This is a genomic window from Hymenobacter humi, from assembly GCF_042665855.1.
GTDB lineage: Bacteria > Bacteroidota > Bacteroidia > Cytophagales > Hymenobacteraceae > Hymenobacter > Hymenobacter humi.
The window spans coordinates 3,944,491-3,971,317 of sequence record NZ_JBHTEK010000001.1 but is presented as its reverse complement, the minus strand read 5'-3'; the positions used below and the strand labels follow the sequence as shown (position 1 = coordinate 3,971,317).

Genomic DNA, 26,827 nt, shown 5'->3' with positions numbered 1-26,827 from the left:
TTCTTTCTTTTTTTCACTGAATAGTTATTTAAAACAAATAAATAGTGATTTAACTGGCGTTACTGCATAGCTTAGGTGTGAGATGAAGTTTGCCTTGGATACGTTTGACTTAATGTTTTATACATTGTGTAGCAGAATCCTTTCCCTCGATTCCGTATTTGTGGAGTTAGCACAGCCATTGCGGAATGGTTCTTCCTAGTTATCAGCAATGAGCACGCATTCCTCTACCGGCATGAACGTCTACGAGCATGATTCCGACAATTCTCCGGCCCACCTCAACAGCGCGCTAGAATCGCTGCGCTCGCGCGCCGAACGGCGCAAGTACCTGGTGACCCACGCCGGCGCAGACCAGTCGCCCCAGGAAATTCAGAAGCTGGTGCAGGAGCTGCAGGTACACCAGATTGAGCTGGAAATGCAGTACGAAGAACTGCTGCAGGCCCAGGCCGAAGCCCAGAGCGCCCGGGCGCAGTACGTCGATTTGTACGACTTTGCGCCGGTGGGCTACTTCACCCTCTCCGAGGCGGGGCTTATTCAGCAGCTCAATCTGTGCGGCAGCCAGCTGCTGGGCACCGTGCGCCAGCGCCTGGTAGAGCGCCGGTTTGCGCTGTTTGTAGCGCCCCGGACCGGGCCGAATTCGGGCAGTTTCTGGCTCAAGTCTTGGCCACCGACCGCACCATCAGCCGCGAGCTCAAGCTGCAGCGCGAAGACGGCACCACGTTCTACGCCCAGATAGAGGGCTTGCGCGTGGAGGGCACGCCGGAAACCTCCGGCGCCTCGCAGTGCCGCCTGGCCGTGATGGACACCACCAGCCGGCGCCAGGCCACCGACGCGCTGGCGGCCAGCGAAGCCCGCTTCCGCAAGCTGTTCAACGACAGCAACGACGCCGTGGTGCTGCTGCAAGGCCACACCTACATCGACTGCAACAACGCGGCCCTGCACCTGCTGGGCGCCCAGCGCAAGGACCAGATAGTGGGCCACACCGCCTGGGAATACGCCCCAAAGCTGCAGCCCAACGGCCGCACCACGGTGGATTTGTTTCGCGAATCGGTGGAAGAAGCCCTGAAAACGGGCTCGCAGCGCTGCGAAGCCCTCATGCGCAGAGTGACGGGCGAAGAAATATGGATGCAGGCCGTGCTCACGCCCATTGAGGAAGCCGGCCAAAGCCCCTGATTCACATCTTGTGGCGCGACGTGACGGCCGAGCGCGAGGCCGCCACCCGGCTGCGCGAAAGCGAGGCCCGCCTCAGCATGGCCCTCTCGGCCTCCGAAACCGGCGTGGTAACCTGGGACCTGACCACCGGCCTGGTGCAGTGGGACGAGCGCAGCCAGGCCGCTTTTGGCCGCCCCTACGACCTCAGCCCCGTGCATGTCGAGTCGCTCTTTGAGAGCATTCACGCCGAAGACAGGCCCCAGATACGGGCGGCCACCGACGAGGCCCTGGCCAAACATACCCCCTTGGCCTTGGAATACCGGGTGGTGTGGCCCGATGGCTCGGTGCACAACATCACCTCGGCGGGCAGCACCGTGGCCAATGCCCAGGGCGAAACGCTCACCTTCGTGGGCGTGGTGCGCGACGTGACGGCCCTGCACCTAGCCCAAAGCGAGCTGCACTACAAAACCCTGGTGCTCGAGCGCCTGCTCGGCAACATGCCCATGATGCTGGCCCGCTTTGCGCCCGATGGCACCTACCTGGAGTCGACGGGGCAGGCCTGCAGGCCTTTGGGGTGAAAGACGGCGAGCCTGGTGGGCCGCAACGTGCTCGAAGCCGTGCCCAGCCTGCGCGAGACCATGGAGAAAGTGCTGCACGGCGAGACGGTGAATTTCCTGGCCGAGTTTGAGGTAAAGGGCCGCACATTAGCCTTCCAGAACTACGGGTTTTTTGACGCGGAGCGGGAGCAGGCCGTGGTGCTGTCGGTGGACATGACGGAGGTGCAGGAGCAGAAAAAGCGGCTGCAGGCCGAAAAGAATTTCACCCAAAGCCTGCTGGAAAACAGCGTCGACGGCATTGTGGCCATCGACCGCGAGGGCCTCATCACGGCCTGGAACAGCCAGGCTGCCCAATTCTTTGGGCAGCCGGCCGCGGCCGTGCTGGGCAAGCCGCTGTTTGAGGTAGTGCCCATTCTCGACACCGACGCCAACCACGAGGTGATGAGCCGGGTGCTGGCCGGCGAACAGGTGGTGCTCACCGGCCAACCCTTTAAGAGCCGCGTGGGGCGCTACGATGTGTACCACGTGCCGCTGCGCCAGGACGGCAACATCACGGGCGTCCTGGCCATGTTCCGCGACGTAACCGAGCGCGACCAGCAGGCCGAAGAGGCCACGCAGCTGCGCCTGCGCCAGCAGCAGGAAGTGCTGTCGGCCATTCTCAGCACCCAGGAAGTGGAGCGCAAGCGCATTGCCGAAGCCCTGCACAACGGCCTGGGCCAGCTGCTCTACGCTGCCAAGCTCAGCCTGGAGGGGCGCGCCGGCGCGCCGGCTTCGCCGCGGGCCTCGCTCAAGCTGCTGCACGAGGCCATCCGAACCACGCGCACCATTTCCTTCGAACTCACGCCCGGCATCCTGGAGGATTTTGGGCTGCGCATCGCCCTGGAGGAGCTCAGCAAGCGCATTTCGCCCGCGGGCCTGCCCGTGCACCTGCACTTCGCCGGCCTGGAAAAACGCCTGCGCCCGCAAGTAGAAATTGCGGTGTACCGCATTGTGCAGGAGCTGCTCAACAACATCATGAAGCACGCGCACGCCACCGACGTGGTGGTGCACGTGGCCCGCGAAAAAGGCCGCCTCGAAGTGAGCGTGGAAGACAACGGCCGCGGCTTCGAGCCCGATGCCCTGACCACGCTGCCACTGGCGGGCATGGGCCTGTCGGGCGTGCGCAACCGCGTGGCCCTGCTCGGGGGCAAGCTGTCGATAAAGTCCCGCCTGAACAAAGGCACCATCATCAGCTTCGAAGTGAAGGATTAGGCTGCCCGTTGAGCCAGCAGCCGGGGCGGCCGGGCAGCAGAATTATGCAGGTTTCGGCTGCAATTCTGTGTCGGGTTTTCGGGTAGTTTGGGGTAAATTTGTGATGCTGCCTCATCGTGCGCCATTGCGCCGGCCGGCGGGAATCCTTCCGGCTTTTAGGGGCAGCTCAACTTTCTCTGCCATGTCAACCCTTCGCTTCAAGACCACCATCAACTGCGGCAACTGCATCCGGGCCGTGACCCCGACCCTGAACCAGGAAGTGGGCCCTCACAACTGGCAGGTAGACACCGCCAGCCCCGACAAAATCCTGACCGTACACGCCGACGAAGCCACCGCTCCCCAGGTGATAAAAGCTGTAGAAGAAGCCGGTTTCGAGATTCAGCCCCTGGCCCAGTAATTGAGCCAAACGGCCCCAAACTAAAAAAGGCGGACCTACTTAGGTTCGCCTTTTTTGTGTTAAAAGAAGTGGGCTACTCCACCACCATCTTGCTGGTGACCTGGTCGCCGATTTGCAGCTTCACTAGACCAGGCCGGGGCGTTGCCCTGGCTGGCAAACGGCCGCTAACGCACCTCCAGCTTCAGAGAAGCTTCCGGAACGCCTTCTGCCGTGGCCGTCAGCTGCAGCGGGCCTTTGGTCAGGCCGGTTTTCAGGAGCACCGTGGCAATGCCGGCTTCGGCTTTCACGGGGTTGTCGCCCACAAGCTCAGCGGCACCTTGCACGGCGAAGCGAATGGCAGCGGTAGCCTCGGGCAGTACCGTACCGTTGGCATCGACTACGGAAGCGTACACAAACACCACGTCTTGCGGAGCAGCGTCGCGGCCGCTGCGGTCGTAGGTGAGCTGCAGGTGGTGGGCGGCGCCGGGCGTGCGGCGCTCGGTGGTGGCGGCTGACTTGCCGTTGCGGTAGGCCACGGCGCGCAGCGTGCCCGGCGCGAAGGCCGGCACCGCAAACGTGAACGGCGCGTGGGCCAGCCGGTCGGCAAACATGGTGGCGTCGGGGCGCTGGCGGGCTACGGTTTTGCCGTTGAGCTGCAGCTCCACTTCTTCGCAGTTGCTGTACACTACCACCTGCTTGCTGGAGGTGGGCTGCCAGTAGTTGGCAATGTACACCATGGGCTTGCCGAAGTCGTTGCGGCCGGCCACGGGGCCGTTCTGGCTCTGGTAGAAGTAGTAGGCGAACTTGGGCAGCCGGAAGATGTCGCTGATGCCCGACGACTCGATATCAGTTGCGTAGCCGCGCTTGTAGTCAAACATCAGCCAGTTGGCGTCGCCCACGGCCGGGCCGCGGAAGTTGTCGTTGTGGGCTTCCTGGAAATTGAGCGCCTGCTGGGCCAGCGCCCGCTCGCCCTGCCCGCGCAGCTGCCGCGACGTGCGCTCCGATTCCTTCAGGCCGGAAAAAGTGGTTTGGTTGAAGCCGGCGTTGTGGGCGTAGTACTCCCAGTCGCCATACTCGCACAGGAACAGGGGCTTGTCCTTGGCGTATTTGTTAAAGTAGTCGGGCGCCTTGAGGTGCTGGCGGGCCGGTATGAAGACGTCGTAGGCGTAGTCGAGCCAGCCGCAGGTGTACACGTTTTCAGCGAAGGGCAGTTCTTCGTGCACGGCGCGGTGGGCGGCGTCCATAAAGAGCTTGGGCATGTCGGTTTCGTTCAGGGCCGCTTCCCACAGCACTATGCTGGGGTGGTTGCGGTCGCGCCGCACCATGTCGCGGATGTTCTGCATGGCGTTTTTGGCAAACTCCTCGTTGCCGAAAAACTGCCAGCCCGGCGTCGAGTCCATCACCAGCAAGCCCAGGCTCGTCGCAGGCCTGCAGGAATGCCAACGAAGGCGGGTAGTGCGAGCAGCGCACGAAGTTGAAGCCGGCATCCTTGATTTTCCAGGCGTCGCGGTACTGGGCGTTGTCCGAGATGGCGTAGCCGAGGTAGGGATATTCCTGGTGGCGGTTGGTGCCGCGCAGGCGCAGTGGCTGCCCGTTCAGCAGGAAGGTTTTGGCCGCGAACCTGATGCTGCGTACGCCGGTGCTGGTTTTCTGACGGTCCACCACTTTGCCGTCGCGCAGCACTTCCACCACCACGCGGTACAGGTAGGGCTGGTCGGGCGACCACAACTGCGGCTGCGCAATGCTCGCTGCTGCATGACCTGGCCGTAAGCCCCCGGCGCTATGCTGGTGGCCTCGCTCAGGGCGCGGGCTACTTCCTGGCCCTTCTCGTTGAGCAGCACGGTGCGTACCTGGGCGGTCTGGGCCTGCGGGGCGTCGTTTTGCAGCTCGGTTTGCAGGTGCAGCGTGGCGCTCTGGGGGCTGATGTTTTCGTAGTGCAGCAGCAGGCCGCCGCCCGCCGCGTGGCCAGCTTGCACGGCATCGGAAATGTGCAGCGGGTCGGAAAGAATAAGCTGAGCGGTCCGGTAGAGGCCGCCGTAGAAGTTGAAATCCAGGCCCTTCAGCGGTTTGCCGGGCGGCACCACGGGGTTGTCGCGGTTGTCGAGGCGCACCACCAAGCAGTTTTCCTCGCCGTACTTCACCTGCTTGGAGATGTCGACGGTGAACGGCAGGTAGCCGCCCACGTGCCGCTGCAGCCGCTGGCCGTTCAGGTACACGTCGGCGGTGTGCATGGCGGCTCCAAACTCTACCGCCACTCGCGGCCCCGGCCCCGCAGCCGGCACCCGGAAAAACTTGCGGTAGAAGCTCACACCTTGCCACTGCTGCTGGTCGGTCACCACCGGCTCAATGCGCGGCGTGTGCGGCAGCGAAACCGCGGCCCAGCCTGGCCCGCCGGGCTTGGCAAAGAGCGCAGCCGTCACCGTCGTGTCGACATCCTTCACAAACTGCCAATCCTGGTTGAAGCTGGTGATAACCGCCTGGGCTTTGGTATCGGCCCCCAACGTGTCCGAGTGACCGGCGCATTGGCTCAGGGCGGCTGCCAGCAGCAGACCGCTGCCGGTGCGCATTAGAGTATTAGAAATGAAGGGAGAAGCGGGCATTGGGGAGGCTTTAGTATCGGAAGGAAAGTAGGAAACAAAACCGTAAGGCGGGCTCAAATAGCTCAACTGGCAGAACCTCACCCCCGGCCCCTCTCCAAAAGAGAGGGGAGCCACGGCAGCGCAGGTAACTCAGTAATGAGAATTGAAGAAAAGTCATCAGGCTCCCCTCTTTTTTGGAGAGGGGCCGGGGGTGAGGTTCTCCAGGCCAAGAACCTGTTGCACGACGGCTTTAATGCTGACTTGGCTAAATTGAAAAGTGTGGAGCGTCTATGCGCAGGCTACTACGCACTTCTGGTGCCTTTACTGTAGGGTAATCGACTCAATATCCAGACTAACTGGGCTGCCCGTGACTTTAGTGGCATCCCACACCACCTGTAGCACCTCAGCTTCGGAAAGCTTCAGCTCAACCTTGCTGCCGGACTGGTACTGCAGCGGCAGGAAGCCTGGGTAGGGGCGGGGCACTAGCAGCAACGCATCGGGCCGAAATGCGCTGAGCGGAATGCGTACGTCCTGCAGTTCCGCGCCCAGGGGCAGCGGCGCCGAGTAAGCCACGGCGTCTTTGGTCATCAGCGTCACCTTGGCCTGGACGCCGGGCTGGCTGCTGCGCGCCCGCACCACCAGCTCTTTGAAGGCGGCCAGCTCTGACTGGCGGCTGGCCAGCTTATCGCCGAAATAGGCACGGAGGTTGGCGGCGGGGCCGGTGGGCTCGGGCTGGCCGGCGCGGGGCGGGCCCTGCATCAGGCGCAGCGCCAGGGTGCCGCTCGGCGTGGTCACGTAGTCGGTCCAGGCCGTGCTGGCGATGCCGCGGGCTTCGATGCGCTCCTGGTCCTGGCTGGCCTGGAACAGCGGCAGGGGCGTACCTGCGGCCACAATGGGCACCGAGAAATGCTCGGTGTGGGTGTAGTCCCAGTCGCGGGGCTCCCCGCTAAAGCCACCCGGGAAGGTGGTGGACTTGGCTCCTTTACGCAGCACTATCCAGTAGCGCAGGCTGGCCGGCGTAAAGCAGGTCGGCGGGTACGGTGGCCTCCACGGTGGCGTAGCGAGGGCTGGTCATGGGCAGGGTGCGGGTGCGGCCGTAGTAATGTTGGGCTACCAGGAACACGCTGTCGGCCGGAGCCAGGCCGGTGAGGGTGGCGGTGAGACGCAGGGGCTGGCTGGCAGCGACTTGAGCCGGTGCCGCGTGCAGCGCCTGCGGGCCCAAATCGGTAGGTGCGGGAGCCACGAATTCGCCCAGCTTGATGTGGTTGAAAGTGGTTTGGGTGGTGAATGTGGCGGTGGACTTGCCGGCGGCTGCCAGCAGGTACACGCCGGGCCGCACGCTCAGACTGCCTTCGCGGGCCTGGCCCTGGGCGGTGTTGCCTTCGTTGAGCCCTTTCAGGGAGAAGTTTTGGCCCAACTCAGCGAGGGAAATGCGCAGCGGCTGCTCGTTCCAGAGAATCTGCGTCACGGGCTTGCTCAACGACGCTTTTTCGAACGGGTCACGGATGGGCACGGCGTCGGGCATTACTTCCAGACGCCACACGCCGGAAGCCAGGCGGTCGAGGAAGTAGGCTCCGGTGCCGCCGTAGCGCACCACCGCCGACGAGCCCACGCCCGCCAGGTGCCGTAGCCTGGCCACTTGCTTGGGCGCCGTAGCCGTGGAGGTGGTGTAGTAAAACTCCTCCGGGGTGTTCATCTCGCTCAGACCCTGGCGGTAGCTCACCCGAAAATCGCTGAACACGGAATCCTGCGGGTAGCGCCCAAACTGCTGTCCGCGCTTCACATTACGAAATACCTTGCCGGCAATCAGCAAGCTCAGGGCCTTGGCTGGGGTGTAGGCCAGGTTCAGGTAGTGGGTCTGGTACTCGGTGTTGGCGTCGGCCATGGCCAGGGGGTCGTAGGCAAACTGGGTGGCCCACTGGAAGCCGGCCTCGCGGAAGCTGCGGGCCATAAACGGGTACATCACCGGCTGAATGATATCGGCCGACTCAAACTCATACACCATCTTGGCCCGCGAGGTGAAGCGCGGGTCCTGGCGGTAGGGGATGGGGTACTGGTCGACGTAGGGCAGGAAGTTGCCGCGCAGCGCGTGGCCGCTCACCAGCCCCTGCGGGTACCACTGGTAGGTGAGGCCGTCAACTTTGGCGTTGAGCACGGCCTCGTACACGTCGGGGTTTTCCGACACGTTGTAGAACACCGGCTTGCGGCAGCCCGTGGCTCGGATGGCCTGCGCCATGCGGTTGGCAAAGCTGGTAATTTGGGCCTCGGGCTTGTTGTACTTGGGCTCGTTGCACACCTCTAAGGCAATGATGTCGGGGTCTTCGCGGTTGAGCTGCTTGGTGTAGGGGTTGCGGTGGTTGAGGAACTGCGTGAGGTAGCGCTCCTGGGCCGCAATGGCCCGCGGGTTGGTGTAGGCCTGGGTCTTGGAGTAGATGCTCGAAAAGCCCGTGCCGGTGTCCTTTTCGGGATAGCCGTTGTTCCAGTAGGCGATGGGCGTGAGGATGATTTTGATGCCGCGCTGCTTGAGCTGGTTCACCAGAAAATCGAGCAGGCGCAGGTGCTCGTTGTCCTGCAGGTTGCCCACGGTATCCGTGATTTCCACGTCCCACACATGCACCCGAAACGCATCGACGCCCAGACGGGAGAGGTGGTACACGTCCTGCGCAATGGCTTTTTCGTGGGGCACGCCCAGCCGCTGGTGGGCCCGGTAGGCGTGCGCAAACGGCGTGGTGTAGTTCACCCCAAACAAGGCCACTTCCTGCTTGCCCTTCTGCCACCGCAGCACCCCTTTCTTATCTACAAACACTTCCCCACTGGGCGCGCGCGAGTCCGCCTGCGCCGAGGCTGAGAGTGGCGCAATCGAATGATAAAATAAGGTAGAAAGGAGAAGAAAAATACTGCGAATATTCATGTGGCGAAGTTGGAAGGGAAGACCAGCGAAATGCCGTGTAGCTCAGCTACGGTACTTGGTAATAAATAGGTAACTAATTGGTTACTTGATGATGCGTCGGTGCTCAATTATCCGAAGCCCCGGCCCACCCAGGCATACGAGGGCCTAGGTTGGGCAGATAGAGGCAATCTGAGGCCGAAAATAGTGCCCCAATTTTAAATGGCAAACGTTTGCACAGATGACGGAGAAACTTACTAATTTTCCGGTGTGAAATAGGGAAGACGAAGCTTGTGCTGCCCATCCCGCCACGGGTTTCGTATTCCTGCTTACCGGTTTGCCCCGGTTTTTCTCGTCCTACTTTATTCCTTCCTCCATGCCTGCCTCCCTCGTTCAAGCCGTTCATACTGAATTCCAACAGCGTTTTGGCTACGAGCCGCTGCTGGTGCGGGCCCCCGGCCGCGTCAACCTCATCGGCGAGCACACCGACTACAACGGCGGCTTCGTGCTGCCGGCCGCCATCGACAAGGAAATGGCGTTTGCGGTGGGCTTGAACGGCGGGACGAACATCCATCTGGTGGCCCACGACCTGGGCGAAACCTTTGAGCTGGCCAATGCTGCCGAAGTAAGCCCCAGCAACACGCATTGGGCCAACTACCTGCTCGGCGTGGTGGCCCAATACCAGCAGCGCGGCATCGCGGTACCGGGCTTCGACTGCGTGTTTGGCGGCAACGTGCCCATCGGGGCGGGCATGTCGTCGTCGGCGGCCGTGGAGTGCGGGCTGGCTTTTGCGCTCAACCAATTGCTGGGCACGGGCATCGAGAAAATGGAGCTGGCCCACATGGCTCAAAAGGCCGAGCACACCTACGCCGGCGTGATGTGCGGCATCATGGACCAGTTTGCCAGCCTGTTTGGGCGCGATGGCCACGTGGTGCGGCTCGACTGCCGCTCCCTGGAGTACGCCTACTTTCCCTTCGACACCAAAGCCTGCCGCATTGTGCTCTGCAACACCGGTGTAAAGCACAGCCTGGCCAGCTCCGAATACAACACCCGCCGCCAGGAGTGCGAGCGCGGCGTGGCCGTGCTGCAGCAGCACCACCCCGCCGTGCAAAGCCTGCGCGACGCCACCCTGGCCCAACTCGAAGCCCACCGCGCCGAAATGGGCGACGTGGTATTCCGCCGCTGCGCCTACGTGGTGCAGGAAAACGGCCGCGTCGAATCGGCCTGCCGCCACCTCGAAGCCGGCGACATGGCCGCCTTCGGCCAGGACATGTACGCCTCCCACGCCGGCCTGCGCGACGACTACGAAGTGAGTTGCGCCGAGCTCGACGTGCTGGTAGAAGCTGCCCGGGCCGTGCCCGGCGTCTTCGGCTCCCGCATGATGGGGGGCGGCTTCGGCGGCTGTACCATCAATCTGGTGGCGCCGGAGCACGTCGATGAGTTTATCGCCAGCGTGACCGCCGCCTATCAGCAGCAGTATGGGCGAGTGCCTGAAACCTACCAAACCACCATTGTGGGTGGGGTGGAGGCGCTGCCGACCACCGTGGCCCTGGCGTAATCATCTGCGCGACAGAATACACCAGAACGATGTAGGAACGCGCCATGGCGCGTTCAATCGTTGGACGGTCAAACAGCAACGGAATAACCTGCCGACGCGACCGCTGAACGCGCCATGGCGCGTTCCTACAAATGTTCTGCCGTCGATGTTCAGTCTGATTTGTTAAGCCGCTGAACGCACCACGGTGCTTTCCCACACCTTTATAATAAACCCTATGCCTTCCTTCGACTCCACCGAACACCCGCATCGCCGCTTCAATGCCCTTTCGGGCGAATGGGTGCTGGTGTCGCCGCACCGCTCCAAGCGCCCCTGGCAGGGCCAGCAGGAAGAGCCCGAGCCTGACAACCGCCCGGCCTACGACCCCCTGCTACCTCTGCCCCGGCAACAGCCGCGTGGGCGGCGAGGTGAACCCAAAATACGAGTCCACGTTCGTGTTCAACAACGATTTCGGGGCGCTGCAGGCCAACGTGCCCACCGGCGGCATCAACGAAGGCGGGTTGCTGCGGGCCGAGGCGGAATCGGGCATTTGCCGGGTTATCTGCTTCTCGCCGCGCCACGACCTCACCCTGCCCCAGATGACGGTGCCCGCCATTCGCAAAGTGGTGGACTTGTGGGTGGAGGAATTTCAAACCCTCGGCGCCCGGCCCGACATCAACTACGTGCAGATTTTCGAGAACAAGGGCGAGATGATGGGCTGCTCGAACCCGCACCCGCACGGCCAGATTTGGGCCCAGCGCACCGTGCCCGGCGAGCCCGCCAAGGAAAGCGTGCAGCAGCTGGCCCACTTCCAGGAGCACGGCCGCACGCTGCTGGCCGACTACCTGGCCATTGAGCTGGAAAAGCAGGAGCGCATCGTCTTCGAAAACGAGCATTTTGTGGCGCTGGTGCCGTTCTGGGCCGTGTGGCCCTTCGAAACCCTGCTCGTTTCGCGCCGCGCCGTGCAAGACATCACCCAGCTCACCGCCGACGAGCGCGACGCCCTGGCCGACGCCCTGCGCCGCCTGACCACCCGCTACGACAACCTCTTCAACATCTCCTTCCCGTATTCGGCCGGCCTGCACCAGCGCCCCACCGACGGCCAGGAGCATCCCGAGTGGCATCTGCACATGCATTTCTACCCGCCGCTGCTCCGCTCGGCCACGGTGCGCAAGTTCATGGTGGGCTACGAGATGCTCGGCGACCCGCAGCGCGACGTCACCCCCGAGTTCAGCGCCGACCGGCTGCGCAACCTGTCCGAACTGCACTACAAAGGCGCTGCCGACAACTCCCAATAAAGCGCATCAAACTCCCCTCCTCAGTTGAGGAGGGGATGTTCGAGCCAACGGCTCGGACGGGGTGGTTGAACCGTTGAACGACCTCGCGCCTAAGCAACTTACTTGTGAATCAATCGTTCGGGTGTCGTTCAACGAGGGCAACCACCCCAGCCGCAGCTGAAGCTGCGGCGTCCCCTCCTTAAAAAAGGAGGGGAGTTTTTTACTGCTTGTCAATTCTCTAGTCACCTTGTCCCAAAAACGCGCTTCTATTACGGACATTGCCCAGGAGCTGAACCTCTCCGTTTCGACGGTTTCGCGGGCGCTTAGTGGGCACACCCGCATTAGCGAAGCCACGCGCAAACGGGTGTGGAAACTGGCCGAGCAGCTCAACTACCAGCCCAACCACCTGGCGGCAGCCCTGCGTAAGGGACGCAGCAATACCTTGGGCGTGATTGTGCCGCACATCGACGGTCATTTCTTTGCCTTGGTGCTGAAGGGCATGGAGTCCGTGGCGAACAAGGCCGGCTACAACGTGATGCTGTGCCAGTCGAACGAAGACTACATGCACGAGCAGAAGAACATCGAAACGCTGATAAATGCGCAGGTTGATGGTATTCTGGTGTCGCTGGCGCGCACCACGCGCGATTTTAAGCACTTCGAAAAGGTGCGCAAGCGCGATATTCCGCTGGTGTTTTTTGACCGCATCTTGGAAGGCACCGACGTGAGTGCGGTGGTGCTCGACGACTACCGCGGCGGCTACCAATCCACGATGCACCTGCTCGACCAGGGCTGCCGCCGCATTGCCCACTTCGGCGGGCCGCAGCACCTCAACATCTACAAAAACCGCTACCTCGGCTACTGCCAGGCCCTGCGCGACCGCAACCTGCCGGTGGAGGAAGAACTGGTGGTGTTCAGCGACATGACCCTGGAAGACGGCATCCGGGGCATGAAGCAGCTGCTCGACCTGCCGCAGCGGCCCGATGCCGTCTTCTCGGCCAGCGACTTCTCGGCCGTCGGGGCCCTGCAGGTGCTGAAAGAGCACCACCTGCGCATCCCCGAAGACATTGCCCTCTCCGGCTTCAGCAACGAAACGTTTGCCTCCCTCACCGAGCCCAAGCTCACCTCCGTTGACCAGCACTGCGAGGAAATGGGCGGCGCCGCCGTCCGGCTGCTGCTGGAGCTGGTGCAGGAGCGCACCCGGCAGCAGGCGCCGCGCAAAATCGTGCTGCAGCCGCAGCTGCTGCCGCGGGAGTCGTCGCGCCTTCACCAGGAGTAGCGGGCGGGCTGTGGAGGTGCGAAGGGTGGCCTCGCTTCTATCAGGCCAACGGAATTGAGCTGATTCGTTCGGTTATTCGTAGTCCAAAAGTCCGCCACCCCCGGCAATTCGCGTTGTGAGAGAGTACCTGCTGTTCCTTGATACCGAAACGTCGGGCATTCCGCGCGACTGGAGCAAGCCGTATTCCAGCCGCGACAACTGGCCGCATATTGTGCAGCTGGCCTGGGTGGTGTACACCCGCGACGGCCAGGAAGTGAAGGCCGAAAACCACTACATTCAGCCCAACGACTACGACATGAGCCCGGCGTCGGGCAGCATCCACGGCCTCACGCTGGACTTTTTGCGCCAGAATGGCAAGTCCCGGCACGCCGTGATGCACCGCCTGCACCGCGACCTGCTCCGCTACCACCCGCTGGTGGTGGCCCACTTCATGCAGCTCGACTACCACATGGTGAGCGTGGGGTTTTACCGCGCCGGCCTGCAAAACCCGCTCGAGCACCTGCCCACCTTCTGCACCATGCGCGCCACCGGCGAGCCTGGTGCGCTACACCAACCGCCGCTTTCTGCGCCTCGGCGAGCTGTACCAGCGCCTGTTTGAAGAGGCTATGCCCCAGGAGCACGATGCCCTGGCCGATGCCTATGCCACGGCCCGCTGCTTTTGAGCTGGAGCGGCAAGGCGCCATCAGCCCCGAAACCATCGCCCAACAAGGCCCCGTGGGCCTGGCCCGCCCGCGAAATGCCGGCGGGCCCAAGCGCCGGTTCAAAGTGGGCGTGGCCGCGTGGCTGCTGATAAGCGGGCTGGCGTTGGTGCTGCTGGCATTTTTCCTGATTGGGTGAATAAGTATGTAAATTAAAACAGGTGCTATGTATGTAGCCCGTCCTGCCGAGCGGTGCCGTGGCACCTCACCCCGGCCCCTCTCCAAAAGAGAGGGAGCCTGACGTTAAACGAAAAAAAACAGCTCAATTTAGAGTCGGGCCTTTCCCCTTAAAATTGAGCTAAATTCTTGTGCCGTGGCTCCCCTCTCTTATGGAGAGGGGCCGGGGTGAGGTTCCCAGACCCCGCATGACGTTCTAATTTTGCCTGCCTAACACCCTCCCTGCATGAGCGAACGACTCGATTTTCTTAGAACCGTCACGCCTTTCAACCTGCTGCCCGACGAGGTGCTGGCCGAAGTGGCCGAGGCCCTGGAGGAAGTGCGCCATCCGCGGGAGGCCATCATCTACTACCAAGACGTGTCGAAAATGCGCGGCCTCGACATCATTGTGGAGGGCGAGTACGAGACGTTTTTCTACGACAGCCAGCAAAACCGCCGCGTGATAGAGCACAGCCGCCCCGGCGACTGCTACGGCGGCATCTCGGTGCTGATGAACAAGAAACGCTCGCTGCGCACGGTGCTGGCCAGGAAAAACACCCGCGTGTACTTCCTGCACCGCCGCGAGTTCCGGTCGCTGTGCCAGGCCTACGAGGAGTTCTTTCACTTCTTCACGGCCCGTTTTGGCCAGCGCATGCTGAATGAGGAGTACGCCCACTTTGTGCGGCCGGCCAGCAGCGCCGGCGAAAACTACCTGGCCTCCGACCAGCTCTTTTCGCGCCGCATCGAAACTCTGGAGCTGCGCGGCGTGGTGGCCTGCCCGGCCAGCACGCCCATTCACGAAGTGGCCCGGCGCATGGCCGCCGCCCGCACCGCCTGCTACTTCATCAACGACGACGAGCACGGCCACATCAGCGGCTTCGTGACCGACATTACCCTGCGCGACAAAGTGGTGGCCGGCCTGGCCGACGCCCGCCAGCCCGTGGGCACCATTCAGGACGCGCCGGTGGTCACCATCAGCACCAAGGCCTTTGTGTACGAGGCCATTCTGCTGATGTTCCGGACCAAAACCCGCTACCTGCTGGTGGAGACCGACGGCGTGTTTGTGGGCTACCTGAGCCGCAACAAGCTGCTCACCGACGACCAGGCCCAGTCGCCGTTCATCTTCATCCAGTCGGTGAAGCAGGCCCAGGCCGTGCCCGAGCTCAAGCGCCGCTGGGAACAGGTCCCGGAAATGGTGTACCGCTGCTGAACCGCGGCGTGAAGCCCGAAATCGTGAACCAGGTCATCACCACCGTATCCGATACCATTGCCCTGAAGGTGATTGAGGACACCACAGCCGAGCTGGGACCTCCACCGGCCAAGTTCGTGTACATGGTGCTGGGCAGCGAGGGCCGCAAAGAGCAAACCCTGCTCACCGACCAGGACAACGCCATTATCTACGAAGACAAGGCCAACGAGCAACGCGAAACCGTGCGGGCCTACTTCCTCAAGTTTGCCGAAATCGTGTCGGACCGGCTCAACGACATTGGGTTCAGCTTTTGCGAGGGCGGCTTCATGGCCAAAAACCCCAAGTGGACGCACTCGCTCTCGCACTGGAAGCGCAACTACGTGCAGTGGATGACCGACTCGAACCCCGAAACGGGCATGCAGTTCGCCGCGTCGTTCGACTGCCGCTACCTCTACGGCGACCCCACCATCATGGACGAGCTGCACGAATTCCTGGCCGTGGAGCTGCAAAAGCCCGTGGACCGGTTCTTCCACTACATGGCCGTGAACGCGCTGCAGTACGAGCCGCCGCTCACGTTTTTCAACAACATCCGCACCTTCGCGCACGGCAAGCAGCAGGTTTTCAACCTCAAGCGCACCATGTCGCCCATTGTGGACCTGGTGCGCATGTACGCCCTCAAGCACCGCATCTTCGCCACCAACACCGGCGAGCGGCTCGAGGCTCTCAAAGCCGAGGGCGTGTTTACGGAGCGGGAAGCCCAGGAACTGCTGCAGTCGTACTACTACCTGATGGGCGTGCGACTGAAAAAGCAGGCCGTGCAGATTATCAGCGACAAAGTGGAGCCCGACAACTACCTGGACCCCAAAACCCTGACCAAAGTAGAGCAGGTGACGCTGAAGGAAATCTTCAAGGTTATCTCCGATTTTCAGCTCAAGATTAAGGTCGGGTTCACTAAGTCTTTGGGATAACGCCGGGCGGGAGCGGCGCGTCGACGGGCTTGCCCTTGCGGGTTTTTTCCCGCTGCATTTCCTGCCGGCGCATAGGCATTTTGTCGATGGTGCCGATGAGGTCGGGCGGGGAGATGGGGGTTTTGCTGCGCTGCTTGACTCCGCCGTCTTTGCCGATGAGCACGGCCGTGAAGTGCGGCGGGTGCGCGCCGATTTTGCGGGTGAGAAACAGCTTGTCGGTGGCGCTGATGCGGTCGTAGCGCACGTCGAGCACCAGGATGTCGCGCGCGGCCAGCTCCTTTTCGCTCGGGGCTAGCAAGGCTTTTTGGTCGAGGAAGAGGACGTACTCGGGCGAGGGCGTGACCAGCAGCAGCACGCGCTTTTTCCAGCGGTTTTCGAGCAGAGTCTGCTCCAGGGGCCCAATCTTGGATTTTTGAGCGGTGAGGCCCAGCAAGAGCCCAAGCCACAGCATGAGCGACAGGGAGAAGGGGAGGCGTTTCATGGGCGGGCGGGTTATCAGGCCTTGTACGCAAAGCGGCGGCGCAGCATCTAGCCTGCTGGAGCGGCCCGCTGCGGACCGTTCTGGTAAAGCCCGGCCTGCCCCAAACGGCAGTACTTTGCGGCCACATTCCCGCCCCCGTTGCCTTGCGCCGCTCTATGAATTCACCGTCCCTTGCCATCGGCTTCCTGTTGCTGTTGGGCCTGCTCAATGCCTGCCAAACCCAGAAGCCCGCGGCCAGCCAACTTCCTGCCATGTCTTCCCCCATCTGGCAATCTGACGCTTACACGCTGTACCGCGACCGGGTGGTGCAGGGCAAGCACGAAGCCCGCGCGCTCTCGGCCACCGAGCCTGGTGTCCAATTACCAGAGCCCGGCCAACGAGTTTCAGAGCCCGCAGGTGGCGTTCAAGTTTAGCATCAACGGCAAGGACAACGAGATGCCTTCGGGCCTCGACCATCAGCTGGCAGCCGTGCCCCGGGCGGGCGGCGCGGCCCTCGAAACGCCGGTTATCGTCTTCGGCCAGCGCTACGTGGATGCCACGCCCGTGCCGGCCAACACTTACCTGGCGCCGAACACGGCGGTGAAAATCCGGCTGGATATGCGGCTGGTGCTGGCCGCTTTCAAGAAGCAGGGCTACTACACCACCTTCAAGGGCGAAAAGCTGTACCAGCAGGACTTCAAGCACGTATTCGTGGCCGGCGGCACCGCCCCGTTGAGCCTGGGATTTCGACAACCTGGTGAACAAGCCCGAGCTTGAGCTAAAGGACCCCGACGGCGACGGCATCTACGAAGTGACGCTGGTGCTCAACCAGCCCCAGGCCGCCAAAACCACGGCCGGCGAGTGGAAGCAAAGCATCAACACCGCCGACTTCCCGCAGTACAGTTCCGACTACCCGCTGGCCGACGCGCTCTACAACCTGGCCCTGGAAGAAGCCCGCCGCGCCGTGGAGCCAGATAGCACCTTCCGCACCGGCAAGGAGTGGGCCGGCGTCTGGACGCGCGACATCAGCTACAGCATCATCCTGGCCCAGGCCGCGCTGCAGCCGCGCGTGGCCATGAACAGCCTGCTGCGCAAGGTGTCGAAGGAAGGCCGCATCATTCAGGACACGGGCACGGGCGGGGCTTATCCGTGCTCCACCGACCGCATTATCTGGGCCACGGCGGCCTGGGAAATCTACAAGGTGACCGGCGACGAAATGTGGCTGCGCCGGGTGTACGCCATTGTCAAAAAGTCGATGGCCGACGACCGCCAGAACGCCTACGACCCGGCCACCGGCCTGATGCGCGGCGAGTCATCCTTCCTGGACTGGCGCGAGCAGACCTACCCGCGCTGGATGCAGCCAGTGGATATTTACCAGTCGGAAAACCTGGGCACCAACGCCGTGCACTACCAGGCCAACATCGTGATGGCCCAGATGGCCGCCAAGCTCGGCGACCCGGGCACGGCCGCCCGGCACCGCCAGCAAGCCGCCGCCCTCAAGCAGGCCATGAACGAGCACCTCTGGCAGCCCGAAAAAGGCTACTACGGCCAGTTTCTCTACGGCCGCACTGCCCTCACGCTTTCGCCCCGGGCCGAGGCGCTGGGCGAGGCCCTGAGCGTGCTCTTTGGCGTGGCCGAGGGCGAACGGGCGCAGGAAGTGGTGGCCAAAACGCCCACCACACCCTTCGGGATTTCCTGCATCTACCCGCAGATTCCCGGCATTCCGCCCTACCACAACAACGCCGTGTGGCCCTTTGTGCAAAGCTTCTGGGCGCTGGCCGCCGCCAAGGCCGGCAACGAGCAGTCGGTGCTGGAAAGCATGGCCGCCATCTACCGGCCCGCCGCGCTGTTCCTCACCAACAAGGAGAACTTCGTGGCCAGCAACGGCGACTTTGCCGGCACCCAAATCAACTCCAGCAACATGCTCTGGAGCCTCTCCGGCAGCTTGGGCTTGGTGTACAAGGTGCTGTTTGGCATGGAGTGGCAGGCCGACCGGCTCGTGTTCCGGCCCTTGTGCCGCAGGCGTTCCAGGGCCGCCGCCGCCTGGCGGGCTTCCCGTACCGCCGGGCCGTGCTCAATATTGAGATGGAAGGGTTTGGCAACCAAATCAGCACCATTACCCTCGACGGCCAGCCGCTGCCCGGGGCCGCCATCCCGGCGGGGCTCGTGGGGCCGCATGAGGTGCGCATTGTGCTGAGCAGCACGACGCCGCCAGCTGCAGCGGTAAACCGCGTGGCCAACCAGTTTTCGCCCACCACACCCGAAGTTACCTACGCCAACAACCGCCTGAGTTGGGCTAAACAGGAGGGCGTGAAGGAATACAAAGTGCTCCAGAACAGCAAGGCGCTGGCCACCACGGCCAGCCCGGAGTACGCGGTGCCCGCGGGCCCCTTCGCTGCCTACCAAGTGGTGGCCGTGGATGGCAATGGCCTGGAATCCTTCGCCAGCGAGCCCTGGAAATGGGTGCTGACGCCACCGCCCGGCAGGTGCAGGCTCGAAACCGTAGCGCCCAGAGCGGCGCTGGCTTATAAGGGCTTTACCGGCAAGGGATTCATCGAAATCAGCAAGACCCAGAATAAGTCTCTCACCATTCCCGTGACCGTGCCCGAAGCTGGTCTGTATGCTGTGGATTTCCGCTACGCCAACGGCAACGGCCCCATCAACACCAACAACCGTTGCGCCATCCGCACCCTGCGCAGCGGCTCGCGCTGCTGGGCACCGTGGTGCTGCCCCAGCGCGGCGTGGAAGAATGGTCGAACTGGGGCTTCTCGAACCCCGTGCTGGTGCGCCTGGAAAAAGGCACCCACCCGCTCACCCTGGCCTTCGAGCCGGCCAACGAGAACATGAACGGCGAAGTGAATCAGGCCATGCTGGACTACCTGCGGGTGAAGCGCGTGGAGTAGCAGAGCAGCGCAGGGCGGCCGTGCTTCAGCTTCGTTTAGAGCCTCTCCAAATAGAGACCGTCATGCTGAGCGGAGCCGAAGCATCTCGCGTGGGGTAGTAAACCAATCGTAAGGATTAGTGACTGCACGCGAGATGCTTCGGCTGCGCTCAGCATGACGGTCCTTTTATTTCTTATTGGGATAGGTTCTTAAAGGCTGGCTAGAGGCGCTGCCCGTAGGTTGAACACGTCGCGCAAGGCGCGGCGGGCGGCGTGGTAGCCGCACATGCCGTGCACGCCGCCGCTAGGCGGGGTAGAGGAAGAGCAGAGGTAGAGCCCCTTGGCGGAGGTCCGGTAGGGCGAAAGCCGAAGTGCCGGCCGTGTAAAGAGCTGCCCAATATCCAGCACGCCGCCGTTGATGTCGCCGCCCACGTAGTTGGGGTTGTGGGCTTCCATTTGAGCGGTATCGAACACGTGGCGGGCCAGGATGCGCTCCCGGAAGCCGGGCGCAAAACGCTCCACCTGCTGCTCGATGGCGGCGGTCATGTCTTTGCGGGAGCCGTGGGGCACGTGGCAGTAAGCCCAGGCCGTGTGCTGCCCGGCCGGGGCCCGGGTGGCGTCGAACAGGCTTTGCTGGGCCAGCAGCACGAAGGGCCGCTCGGGGTGGCCGCCGTCCCAGGTGAGCTGTTCGGAGCTGGCAATTTCCTCGAGCGTGTTGCCGAGGTGCACGGTGCCAGCCCGCCGGCACTCGGGGGCCGTGAAGGGAATGGGCTCGGCCAGCGCCCAGTCTATCTTGAACACGCCCATGCCGTAGCGGTAGCGCTCCAGCTGCCATTTATAGAGTGCCGAAAGCTTGTGGCCGGCAATGGCGAGCAACTGCCGGGGCGTTACGTCGAGCAGCACCGCGTGGGCCGAGGGCAGCTGCTGCAAAGACTCCACGTAGAAGTTGGTTTGCACCTGCCCGCCCAGGGAAACAAAGTAGGAAGTAAGCGCGCTGGCAATCTGCTGCGAGCCACCCTTGGGCAGGGGCCAGCCGCGCTGGTGCCCAGTGGCCAGCAGCACCAGCCCAATGGCCGAAGTGGCAATGTTGCTCAGGGGCAGTTGCGCGTGAGCTGCCATGCCGGCCCAGAGCGCGCGGGCTTCGGGGGTTTTGAGGTAAAAATTGGCCAGTAGTTGGGCGGGGAGCAGTCCCTTGACCCCAAACCGGGCCAAAGCCACCGGATGCGCCGGTAAACGCAACGGGCCCAGAATGGCTGGCGCCAGACGCGGCCAGTCCTGCACCACCGCCGTCACCAGGCTGCGGTAAGCCTGGGCGTCGGCCCCAAGCCGAGCGGCGGTGACGGACAGCGAAGGGTCCAGCACAGCGGCGGTGCCATTGTCCAGCGGGTGCGCGGCGGGCAGCGGCGGGTAGATGTATTCCAGCCCGTGGTCGGCCAGCGGCAGGGTCTTGAGGAACGGAGAATCGGCCGCCAGCGGGTGAATGGCCGAGCACACGTCGTGCAAAAAGCCGGGCAGCGTGAGCTCGGCGGTGCGCAGGCCGCCGCCCACAGTGTTCTTGCCCTCAAGGAGCAGCACCGACAGGCCCGCCTGCTGCATCGTGACGGCCGCCGCCAGCCCGTTGGGCCCCGAGCCCACCACCACCGCATCAAAATCTCGCTTCGTCACGCTGGGTTCGGGTTAAGCGCCTTCCCGAAAGCGGAGGGCGCACGTCATAGGAAAATTGGGCTGGTAGCGCTTGGGCGCGGAGGAAGCAAAGAATGGTTACACGGAAAGCCGGAAGTCGGAGTTGGCCACTAGGCCGTCCACAATGTCCAGAATTTCGGCGTCTTGGGTGATGTCGAACTTGCGGGCGAAAAGCTTGTAGCTGCGGGCCAGTTCGTTGGCATCCTCCACGGTCAGGGTTTTGGGGTTGGGCCCGCCGCGCGACCAGTCCAGGTACCGGTAGTTGTCGTTGATAATCTTGTCCTTGAGCGGCGAATTCATCAGAATGGTGCTGACGAGGAATTCATCGGGCGCCCAGGTGAAATAGCTGAAGCGCCGGAGCCCGGGGTGCTCGTCCATGAACTTCAGCAGGTAGGCCGCGCAGTCGGTTCCCATAGTCCACCACGTGCCGTAGGTGCCGCCGTACAGCTTATAGGGCAGCGGAAACTTGCGCTTGGGCAAGAGCCAGTTGAGTACCTTCTCCACCCGGTAGCGAGCTTTGAAGCTGAACTGTATCATGTGGTATTTCTCGATGCGGCCAATGGCATGGCGCCACCACTCCGAGTCCTCTGACTGCGGCTCGAAGGCCAGGAAAGTGCACCCGATGTGCCGGGCAAAGAAGCTGTAAATGCTGTCGGGCGACTTGATGGGGTAGTCCTGCCCACTCATCAGGTTGATGAAATCGTAGGAAGTGCCGGAAGCCAGGATTTCCCGGATGCCCTGTACGGCGGCGGCGGTGAGGTTGTAAGACGCCCAGGGAATGTCGTAGCGTTTCTGGATGAAGGTGACCTGCGGCAGGGCGGCCACGCCCGCGTAGTCCTCCAGGTTAGCCTTGGCGTCGAGGTGAATGTAAAAGTCGAACTGCTCGTGGGCCAGCGCCTTCACCAGGCGCTCCACCTGGGCCGCATTCTTGTGCACCATAATCAGATGTGCAATTCTCATGGCCGTGCCTGATAAACTTCGTTTAAACCAACTTACACCCAATTTTTGAATGCATCAATACTCATCGCGAAGTGGCTTGCGAGCACGAAGTAGAGACGCAATATTTTGCGTCTCGGCGTCCGCACCGCGTGGGGGCGTTTCAATTATCGTTCAACGACGAGACGCAAAATATTGCGTCTCTACATCCGCCTGATTTTCGCAACTCATTTCGCGACGGAAGTAACTCAACCAGCGCCCAGTAGCTGTTGCCAGCCGGAGGCCTAACCGGGCTTGAGGGCCGCCGCGGCCCGGCTTAGAAAGCGCAGGCCCAGCACCCGGGTTTCCCGGAAGCCGGTGCTCAGGATGTCGCGCAGGGACAGCGGCAGGTATTTCTTGAGCTGAAAATACCCGAAGACGAAGCCCGCGATGATGGTGGGCAGGCTGGCCACGGCCACGCCGTAGATGTTGCGGAACAGCAGCAGCGCCACCACGTCGCCCACCACGTTCACACCCAGCATGAGAAACACCTTCACCAGGTTGAGCCGCGGCTGGTTGACCACGTCGAGCGTAATGCCCATAAACCGGTCGATGGGGTAGAGGATGGCCAGCGCAATGCTGATGCGCAGCAGGTTGGCCGCTTCGGTGTTTTGGTATTTGGGGCCCCCGATGAGGTAGATGGGAATGTCGGCAAAAAGGATTGTGCCTAGAATGACCGGCACGAAAACCCAGGTGAGCATGCCGGCGTGCTGGCGCAGCAGGCGGGCCACTTCGCCCAGCCGGTTCTGGTTGAACGCGGCCGACATGGCCGGCATGGCGGTGGCCACGAAGCTGCGCAGCGGAATGTCCACGATTTCCATGAAGCGGCTGGCCAGGTTGTAGACGGCCAGCGGGGCCGGGCCCAGCATGTAGTTGATAATGAACGTGTCGGAGCTGCGCAGCAGGTTGGTGCCCACGTAGCTGCCCACGCTGTACTTGCCAAAGTGCGCCAGCTCGCGAATGCAGGCACTGCTGCGGCGGCCCAGGCTCCCAAAATCGGCCCACCCGAAAGCCAGCACCAGCGCGCTGGTGAGCACCGACGCCCCCACGTAGCTGTACACCACCCGGTCTAGCGTGGCGGTGCCGGTGACCATCATGGCCACGATGCCCACCACGAACAGCCCCTGCGACAGCAGCCGGATGTAGAGAATGCGGTCGAACCGCATTTCGGCCTGCATCACGCACGCGGCCATGAAGTAGGGCAGCGTGACCACCAGCACCACCCCAAACCAGCGCAGCAGCGTGGCCGTCGCGGCATCGGCCGTGCCGCCAAATACCAACCAGCCCAACAAGTTGAGCAAGCCCAGGGCAGCCGTGATGGCCAGGGCAATGGTCCAGGCTGACCCCGTAACCTCGGCGGCCCGCTCGGGTGTAGCACCGGAGCGCGCCCGGATGAAGGCCGTGGTCAGAAACCCGGCCCGGAACGAGTCGGACAAGCCCACAGTGGACATGAACAGCACCCACACGCCAATCTCCTGCACCGGCAGCATCCGAAACAGCAGCGACACCGAGATGATGCTCATGGCCGACACCGTGAGGTTGCCGGCCAGCGACATAAAATGCTGGTTGCCGAGGTAAGACTGGAGCTTGGTGAGCAAGGGGTTCTTCATGAAATGCGGAAACGGGTGGGCGGCCTTTTAGCTCCACCGTACGGCTCCAAAGTCAATTGTACTGAGTTTAGCTGCTGGAGCTAGGCCACGGGAGCGCGCTGGGCTTTATCCCAGGCAGCGGGCTGCGAATTGCGCCAGAAGCGCCCGGCTCCCTGAAACACCGCCACGTTCATCATGGTGAAGTACAGCGGCACCAGCAGCGGGCCGGCGGCCTTGCCCTGGCTGGCCCGCCACCAGCCCAAGGCGGCGGCGCCGTAAAACAGCACCTGCGCCGCCAGCAGCAAGTGGTAAATGCCGCCGTGCGTGAGCGCCAGGGCCACGTTGAGCGGCAACAGCAGCAGGAGCAGCGCGGGGGTCAGGCTCCAGCGCAGCACCCGGTGCGAAACGTACAGGAACGTGACCACCGGCTGGCGCAACGGGTTGAGCAGCGACAGCAGCCGGGACATGGACTGCCAGCCGCCCGCGCAGATGCGTACTTTGCGCTTCATTTCTTCCTTCAGGGAAAACGACGGCGGCTCCATGGCGTAGGCCTGGGGCTCGTACACCACGCGGTAGCCGGCATCCACGATGCGCATGGACTGCACAAAGTCGTCGAGAATGGTGTCTGGCTCCAGGGGCTTGAACAAGTCGGTGCGGAAGGACACCAGGCTCGCCGGCCGCGCCCATCAGGCTGCAGATGTCGGAGTCGCACTGCTTCAGGAACGACTCGTATTTCCAGTACAGGCCCTCGCCCGAGCCCGAGGCGCTGCCGTCGCTGAGCACGCGCTTCTCGCCCGACACCGCCCCCACCTGCGGGTCTTGGTAGTGACGCACCAGCCGGCGCACGGCTTCGGGGTTGAGCAGGGTGTTGCAGTCGGTGAACACGACGTAGGGCGTGGTCACGTACCGAATGGCGCGGTTCTCGGCCATGGATTTGCCGGCGCGCTCCGGCCGGTGCAGGTGCTCTACCTGCGGATAAGCGGCCAGCACCTCGCCCGAGTGGTCGTTGGAGCCGTCGGTGATGAACAGCAGGCGCAGCTTGTCGGCCGGGTAGTCCTGGGCCAGGCAGTTGCGCACCTTGTCGTCGAGAATATCGGCTTCGTTGTAGGCCGGCACCACCAGCGTCACTTCGGGCTCGAAGGCGCGGGGCGCGGGCTTAGGCGTGCCGCCGCGGACCACTTTGGCCCACAGCCACACCACTAGGGCGTAGCCCACATAGGTGTACAAAACCACGGCCAGGGCCAGCCAGAATAGGAAAACAATCATGGATAAATAATCGTCGACAGCAAAAAGGATAGCAGAATAACTTAGTAGGAAGGGGTGGTTTGGTGCTCCACTTCGGCCACGGCCTGGTAGATGAGGCCCACGCTGGCTTCCCAGGTGTGGCCCTGGGTGAAGACGATACCGGATTCGCTGCGCGCCGGGGTGTGCTCCACCAAGGCGGCATCGAGCCTGCTCGAGCCATTCCTGGGCGTTGCGGGGCAGATACACGTAGTCGGCAAACATGTCCATGGCCCGCGTGGCCGTGGCCACCACGGGCTTGCCCATGGCCAGGTACTCGTCGATTTTAAGCGGGTAGTTGCCGATGGTTACCTCGTTCACTGCCTGCGGGTTGGTGCACACGTCGAAGTAGCTCACGTAAGCCGGCAGCTGGTCGGGCGACTTGCTGCCCAGGAAGTATACGTTGGGCGCTGGTGCAGCGCGCTGCGCTTAAACGCCTCGTCTTCGGGCCCAATCAGCACCAGGTTCCACTGCGGCCGCTGCCGGGCAATGGTCACGAGCAGCTCAATATCCAGCCGGATTTCGGTGAGGTAGCCGGTGTAGCCGATGATGGGCGCCCCGGCGGGCGGCAGGTCGGCGGGCCGGTCGTACACGGCATCGGCCTGGTAGAGCGAGAGCACGCAGCCCTGGCCGATGTCGTAGCTGCTCGGGTTGTGCTCCCGGGCGTAGTCGCGCAGGTAGGCCGAGTTGGCCGACACCACGTCGGCCTGCTTCATAAGGGCGGCTTCCATCCAGGGCCCGTGCCGCTGGAAGTAGGGCACGGCCATCACGTAGTCGCGTAGGTTATAAATGAATTTCACCGGCTTCAGGAGCCGCTTCAGTTCCAGGCCCGGGAAGATGAGGCCGTCCTGCAGCAGATAAAACGAGTCGAAGCCCGCGGCGTCGGCCGCCTTGCGGATGCTGCGCGCCAGCAGCCACGCATTCAGATTATTGACGGCTGAAAACAACGGCCGCGAAGTCAGCCAGTTGGCCGACAGCAGCAAAACCCCCGTGGTGTATACCCACACGTTGGGCTCGGCCTTTACCAGGCCTTCTTCCAGGCCCAGCAGCACGCGCAGGCGCTTTTTCACGGTGGGCTCCTCGTGCTCCCGCAGCACGGTGCTCACGTCCAGTGGCATGTTGATGTACAGCACCCGGTTGTTTTTAGCAAACTCCCGCGCCATGTTTCGGGGGTTGGTGCCGATGGTGGTCTCCCAATTCTGCTGGGCTATAATAATGATATTCTGGTCGTTCATAGCATCGGCGAAAGGCAGTTCGTAGTTCTAATCAATCCTGTTCTGGAAAAGTGGTGGCAGGGGAAAGACGGGTCGCTTATGGCAATATCGGCTTGGCTCAAAGCGTGTTCAGCCGTATGCATACGCAATTGTTTAGATTAGAAGCAAAAAATCAAATTAATTATTTACACCCGCTCCCATTGGCCGGTAGCGGCCTGGTATTGCTTTAGCGGCCGGGCCGGGTTGCCGCCCACGATGGTAAACGGGGGCACGTCCTTGGTCACCACGCTGCCGCCCGCCACCACGGCGTGCCGGCCAATGCGCACACCGGCCGTAATCACGGAGTTGGCCCCAATCCAGACCTCGTCTTCGACCACGATTTCGGCCGTGGAGCAAGCCTGGTCCTTGATGGGCCGGTCGATGTCGGTGTAGCCGTGGTTGAGGCCCGAAAACACCACGTTTTGGGCAATGATGACGTCGTTGCCGATGCGCAGCGGCCCAATGAGCACATTGCCCAGCCCCACCAGCGTGCGCTCCCCAATGAAAACGCCGCCCATGCCGTTGTTCACGGTAGCAAAGTCCTCGATGATGGACTCGGCGCCCAGCATAAACGGCTGGAAGGGCACCACATCTAGGCGGGTGCGCCACCGCACCAGCGACCGCCGCCCGTGCTTGTGCACGAAGGGATTCACCAGCCAGCGCACCCACAGCCGCGGCCGGGCCTCGCGGGGCACCAGCACCAGCCACAGGGCCAGCTGCTTGAGCCGCGGGTTGCGCTTGACTTTGTCGCTAAAGGACATGGAGGGCGGGGGAGAAACGGGCTCGGTTTGGGTTAAAGGAGACATGA

The 26,827-nt window shown here is 62.8% G+C and carries 27 protein-coding genes and 2 pseudogenes; 17 read left to right on the top strand and 12 right to left on the bottom strand.

The window, feature by feature from the left end; all coding sequences use genetic code 11:
- Positions 1–232: 232 nt before the first annotated feature.
- The 5 genes from ACFQT0_RS22320 to ACFQT0_RS22300 all read left to right on the top strand — a co-directional run bounded on the left by ACFQT0_RS22320 (position 233) and on the right by ACFQT0_RS22300 (position 3,354).
- Positions 233–733, top strand: a complete 501-nt coding sequence (locus ACFQT0_RS22320; protein ID WP_380205279.1) for a hypothetical protein — start codon at positions 233–235, stop codon at positions 731–733.
- Entirely contained in the window at positions 658–1,170 is a 513-nt protein-coding gene (locus ACFQT0_RS22315; RefSeq protein WP_380205278.1) for a PAS domain S-box protein, read from the top strand. Before ACFQT0_RS22320 ends, ACFQT0_RS22315 begins: the two co-directional genes overlap by 76 nt.
- Before the next feature lie 8 nt (positions 1,171–1,178).
- Positions 1,179–1,727 carry a PAS domain-containing protein gene (locus ACFQT0_RS22310; RefSeq protein ID WP_380205277.1) on the top strand — a complete coding sequence of 183 codons (549 nt, stop codon included), beginning with the start codon at positions 1,179–1,181 and terminating at the stop codon, positions 1,725–1,727.
- A 15-nt stretch (positions 1,728–1,742) separates the two neighbouring features.
- Positions 1,743–2,957, top strand: coding sequence for a PAS domain-containing sensor histidine kinase (locus ACFQT0_RS22305; protein ID WP_380205276.1), 1,215 nt, complete (start codon positions 1,743–1,745; stop codon positions 2,955–2,957).
- Positions 2,958–3,138: 181 nt separating this feature from the next.
- Entirely contained in the window at positions 3,139–3,354 is a 216-nt protein-coding gene (locus ACFQT0_RS22300; RefSeq protein WP_380205275.1) for a heavy-metal-associated domain-containing protein, read from the top strand.
- A gap of 164 nt (positions 3,355–3,518) precedes the next feature.
- Here ACFQT0_RS22300 and ACFQT0_RS22295 read toward each other — a convergent pair whose 3' ends face one another.
- The 5 genes and pseudogenes from ACFQT0_RS22295 to ACFQT0_RS22275 all read right to left on the bottom strand — a co-directional run bounded on the left by ACFQT0_RS22295 (position 3,519) and on the right by ACFQT0_RS22275 (position 8,697).
- Positions 3,519–4,733, bottom strand: a complete 1,215-nt coding sequence (locus ACFQT0_RS22295) for a DUF4982 domain-containing protein (protein ID WP_380205274.1) — start codon at positions 4,731–4,733, stop codon at positions 3,519–3,521.
- A 67-nt stretch (positions 4,734–4,800) separates the two neighbouring features.
- A pseudogene (locus tag ACFQT0_RS22290) lies at positions 4,801–5,028 on the bottom strand (glycoside hydrolase family 2 TIM barrel-domain containing protein); the annotation flags it as partial.
- Entirely contained in the window at positions 4,929–5,900 is a 972-nt protein-coding gene (locus tag ACFQT0_RS22285) for a sugar-binding domain-containing protein (protein WP_380205273.1), read from the bottom strand. The gene ACFQT0_RS22285 and the pseudogene ACFQT0_RS22290, both read right to left, overlap by 100 nt.
- A 333-nt stretch (positions 5,901–6,233) precedes the next feature.
- Complete coding sequence (locus ACFQT0_RS22280) at positions 6,234–6,905, bottom strand: hypothetical protein (protein WP_380205272.1); 672 nt, start codon at positions 6,903–6,905, stop codon at positions 6,234–6,236.
- On the bottom strand, positions 6,895–8,697 hold the full coding sequence (locus tag ACFQT0_RS22275) for a cellulase family glycosylhydrolase (protein WP_380205271.1): 1,803 nt from the start codon (positions 8,695–8,697) through the stop codon (positions 6,895–6,897). Before ACFQT0_RS22275 ends, ACFQT0_RS22280 begins: the two co-directional genes overlap by 11 nt.
- A 478-nt stretch (positions 8,698–9,175) precedes the next feature.
- Here ACFQT0_RS22275 and galK point away from each other — a divergent pair, with 478 nt between their 5' ends.
- The 9 genes and pseudogenes from galK to ACFQT0_RS22230 all read left to right on the top strand — a co-directional run bounded on the left by galK (position 9,176) and on the right by ACFQT0_RS22230 (position 15,897).
- Positions 9,176–10,357: a galactokinase gene (gene galK / locus ACFQT0_RS22270; protein ID WP_380205270.1), complete on the top strand. Its 1,182-nt coding sequence runs from the start codon at positions 9,176–9,178 to the stop codon at positions 10,355–10,357.
- A gap of 214 nt (positions 10,358–10,571) precedes the next feature.
- Positions 10,572–10,682, top strand: a pseudogene (locus tag ACFQT0_RS22265) (galactose-1-phosphate uridylyltransferase); the annotation flags it as partial.
- Positions 10,683–10,749: 67 nt separating this feature from the next.
- Complete coding sequence (galT, locus tag ACFQT0_RS22260) at positions 10,750–11,631, top strand: galactose-1-phosphate uridylyltransferase (RefSeq protein ID WP_380205269.1); 882 nt, start codon at positions 10,750–10,752, stop codon at positions 11,629–11,631.
- Positions 11,632–11,857: 226 nt separating this feature from the next.
- Complete coding sequence (locus ACFQT0_RS22255; RefSeq protein ID WP_380205268.1) at positions 11,858–12,886, top strand: LacI family DNA-binding transcriptional regulator; 1,029 nt, start codon at positions 11,858–11,860, stop codon at positions 12,884–12,886.
- A 115-nt stretch (positions 12,887–13,001) separates the two neighbouring features.
- Positions 13,002–13,484 (top strand): 3'-5' exonuclease, encoded by a 483-nt coding sequence (locus ACFQT0_RS22250; protein WP_380205267.1) that lies wholly within the window; start codon positions 13,002–13,004, stop codon positions 13,482–13,484.
- Positions 13,426–13,548 carry a hypothetical protein gene (locus tag ACFQT0_RS22245; protein WP_380205266.1) on the top strand — a complete coding sequence of 41 codons (123 nt, stop codon included), beginning with the start codon at positions 13,426–13,428 and terminating at the stop codon, positions 13,546–13,548. Before ACFQT0_RS22250 ends, ACFQT0_RS22245 begins: the two co-directional genes overlap by 59 nt.
- On the top strand, positions 13,526–13,723 hold the full coding sequence (locus tag ACFQT0_RS22240; protein ID WP_380205265.1) for a hypothetical protein: 198 nt from the start codon (positions 13,526–13,528) through the stop codon (positions 13,721–13,723). The genes ACFQT0_RS22245 and ACFQT0_RS22240 overlap by 23 nt, the downstream gene beginning before the upstream one ends.
- 264 nt (positions 13,724–13,987) lie before the next feature.
- Positions 13,988–14,950, top strand: coding sequence for a CBS domain-containing protein (locus ACFQT0_RS22235; protein ID WP_380205264.1), 963 nt, complete (start codon positions 13,988–13,990; stop codon positions 14,948–14,950).
- A gap of 8 nt (positions 14,951–14,958) precedes the next feature.
- Positions 14,959–15,897: a putative nucleotidyltransferase substrate binding domain-containing protein gene (locus ACFQT0_RS22230; RefSeq protein WP_380205263.1), complete on the top strand. Its 939-nt coding sequence runs from the start codon at positions 14,959–14,961 to the stop codon at positions 15,895–15,897.
- Here ACFQT0_RS22230 and ACFQT0_RS22225 read toward each other — a convergent pair.
- Positions 15,881–16,378: a DUF4174 domain-containing protein gene (locus tag ACFQT0_RS22225; RefSeq protein ID WP_380205262.1), complete on the bottom strand. Its 498-nt coding sequence runs from the start codon at positions 16,376–16,378 to the stop codon at positions 15,881–15,883. The genes ACFQT0_RS22230 and ACFQT0_RS22225 overlap by 17 nt on opposite strands.
- A 155-nt stretch (positions 16,379–16,533) precedes the next feature.
- On the opposite strand from ACFQT0_RS22225, the gene ACFQT0_RS22220 reads away from it, so the two are divergent.
- From ACFQT0_RS22220 to ACFQT0_RS22210, 3 genes are read left to right on the top strand one after another with little or no spacing between them, the layout of a single operon-like run.
- Positions 16,534–16,791 (top strand): hypothetical protein, encoded by a 258-nt coding sequence (locus tag ACFQT0_RS22220; protein ID WP_380205261.1) that lies wholly within the window; start codon positions 16,534–16,536, stop codon positions 16,789–16,791.
- Complete coding sequence (locus tag ACFQT0_RS22215; RefSeq protein WP_380205260.1) at positions 16,730–17,134, top strand: hypothetical protein; 405 nt, start codon at positions 16,730–16,732, stop codon at positions 17,132–17,134. The genes ACFQT0_RS22220 and ACFQT0_RS22215 overlap by 62 nt, the downstream gene beginning before the upstream one ends.
- Positions 17,115–18,554 (top strand): alpha-L-rhamnosidase-related protein, encoded by a 1,440-nt coding sequence (locus ACFQT0_RS22210; RefSeq protein ID WP_380205259.1) that lies wholly within the window; start codon positions 17,115–17,117, stop codon positions 18,552–18,554. Before ACFQT0_RS22215 ends, ACFQT0_RS22210 begins: the two co-directional genes overlap by 20 nt.
- A gap of 894 nt (positions 18,555–19,448) precedes the next feature.
- Here ACFQT0_RS22210 and ACFQT0_RS22205 read toward each other — a convergent pair.
- The 6 genes from ACFQT0_RS22205 to ACFQT0_RS22180 all read right to left on the bottom strand — a co-directional run bounded on the left by ACFQT0_RS22205 (position 19,449) and on the right by ACFQT0_RS22180 (position 26,780).
- Positions 19,449–20,903 carry a phytoene desaturase family protein gene (locus ACFQT0_RS22205; RefSeq protein WP_380205258.1) on the bottom strand — a complete coding sequence of 485 codons (1,455 nt, stop codon included), beginning with the start codon at positions 20,901–20,903 and terminating at the stop codon, positions 19,449–19,451.
- Between the two features lie 96 nt (positions 20,904–20,999).
- Positions 21,000–21,881 (bottom strand): beta-1,6-N-acetylglucosaminyltransferase, encoded by an 882-nt coding sequence (locus ACFQT0_RS22200; RefSeq protein ID WP_380205257.1) that lies wholly within the window; start codon positions 21,879–21,881, stop codon positions 21,000–21,002.
- A 260-nt stretch (positions 21,882–22,141) separates the two neighbouring features.
- On the bottom strand, positions 22,142–23,506 hold the full coding sequence (locus tag ACFQT0_RS22195) for an oligosaccharide flippase family protein (protein ID WP_380205256.1): 1,365 nt from the start codon (positions 23,504–23,506) through the stop codon (positions 22,142–22,144).
- 105 nt (positions 23,507–23,611) lie between these two features.
- On the bottom strand, positions 23,612–25,123 hold the full coding sequence (locus ACFQT0_RS22190) for a glycosyltransferase (RefSeq protein WP_380205255.1): 1,512 nt from the start codon (positions 25,121–25,123) through the stop codon (positions 23,612–23,614).
- Positions 25,120–26,001 (bottom strand): hypothetical protein, encoded by an 882-nt coding sequence (locus tag ACFQT0_RS22185; RefSeq protein ID WP_380205254.1) that lies wholly within the window; start codon positions 25,999–26,001, stop codon positions 25,120–25,122. The genes ACFQT0_RS22190 and ACFQT0_RS22185 overlap by 4 nt, the downstream gene beginning before the upstream one ends.
- A 164-nt stretch (positions 26,002–26,165) precedes the next feature.
- Positions 26,166–26,780 (bottom strand): acyltransferase, encoded by a 615-nt coding sequence (locus ACFQT0_RS22180; RefSeq protein WP_380205253.1) that lies wholly within the window; start codon positions 26,778–26,780, stop codon positions 26,166–26,168.
- Between the last annotated feature and the right edge of the window lie 47 nt (positions 26,781–26,827).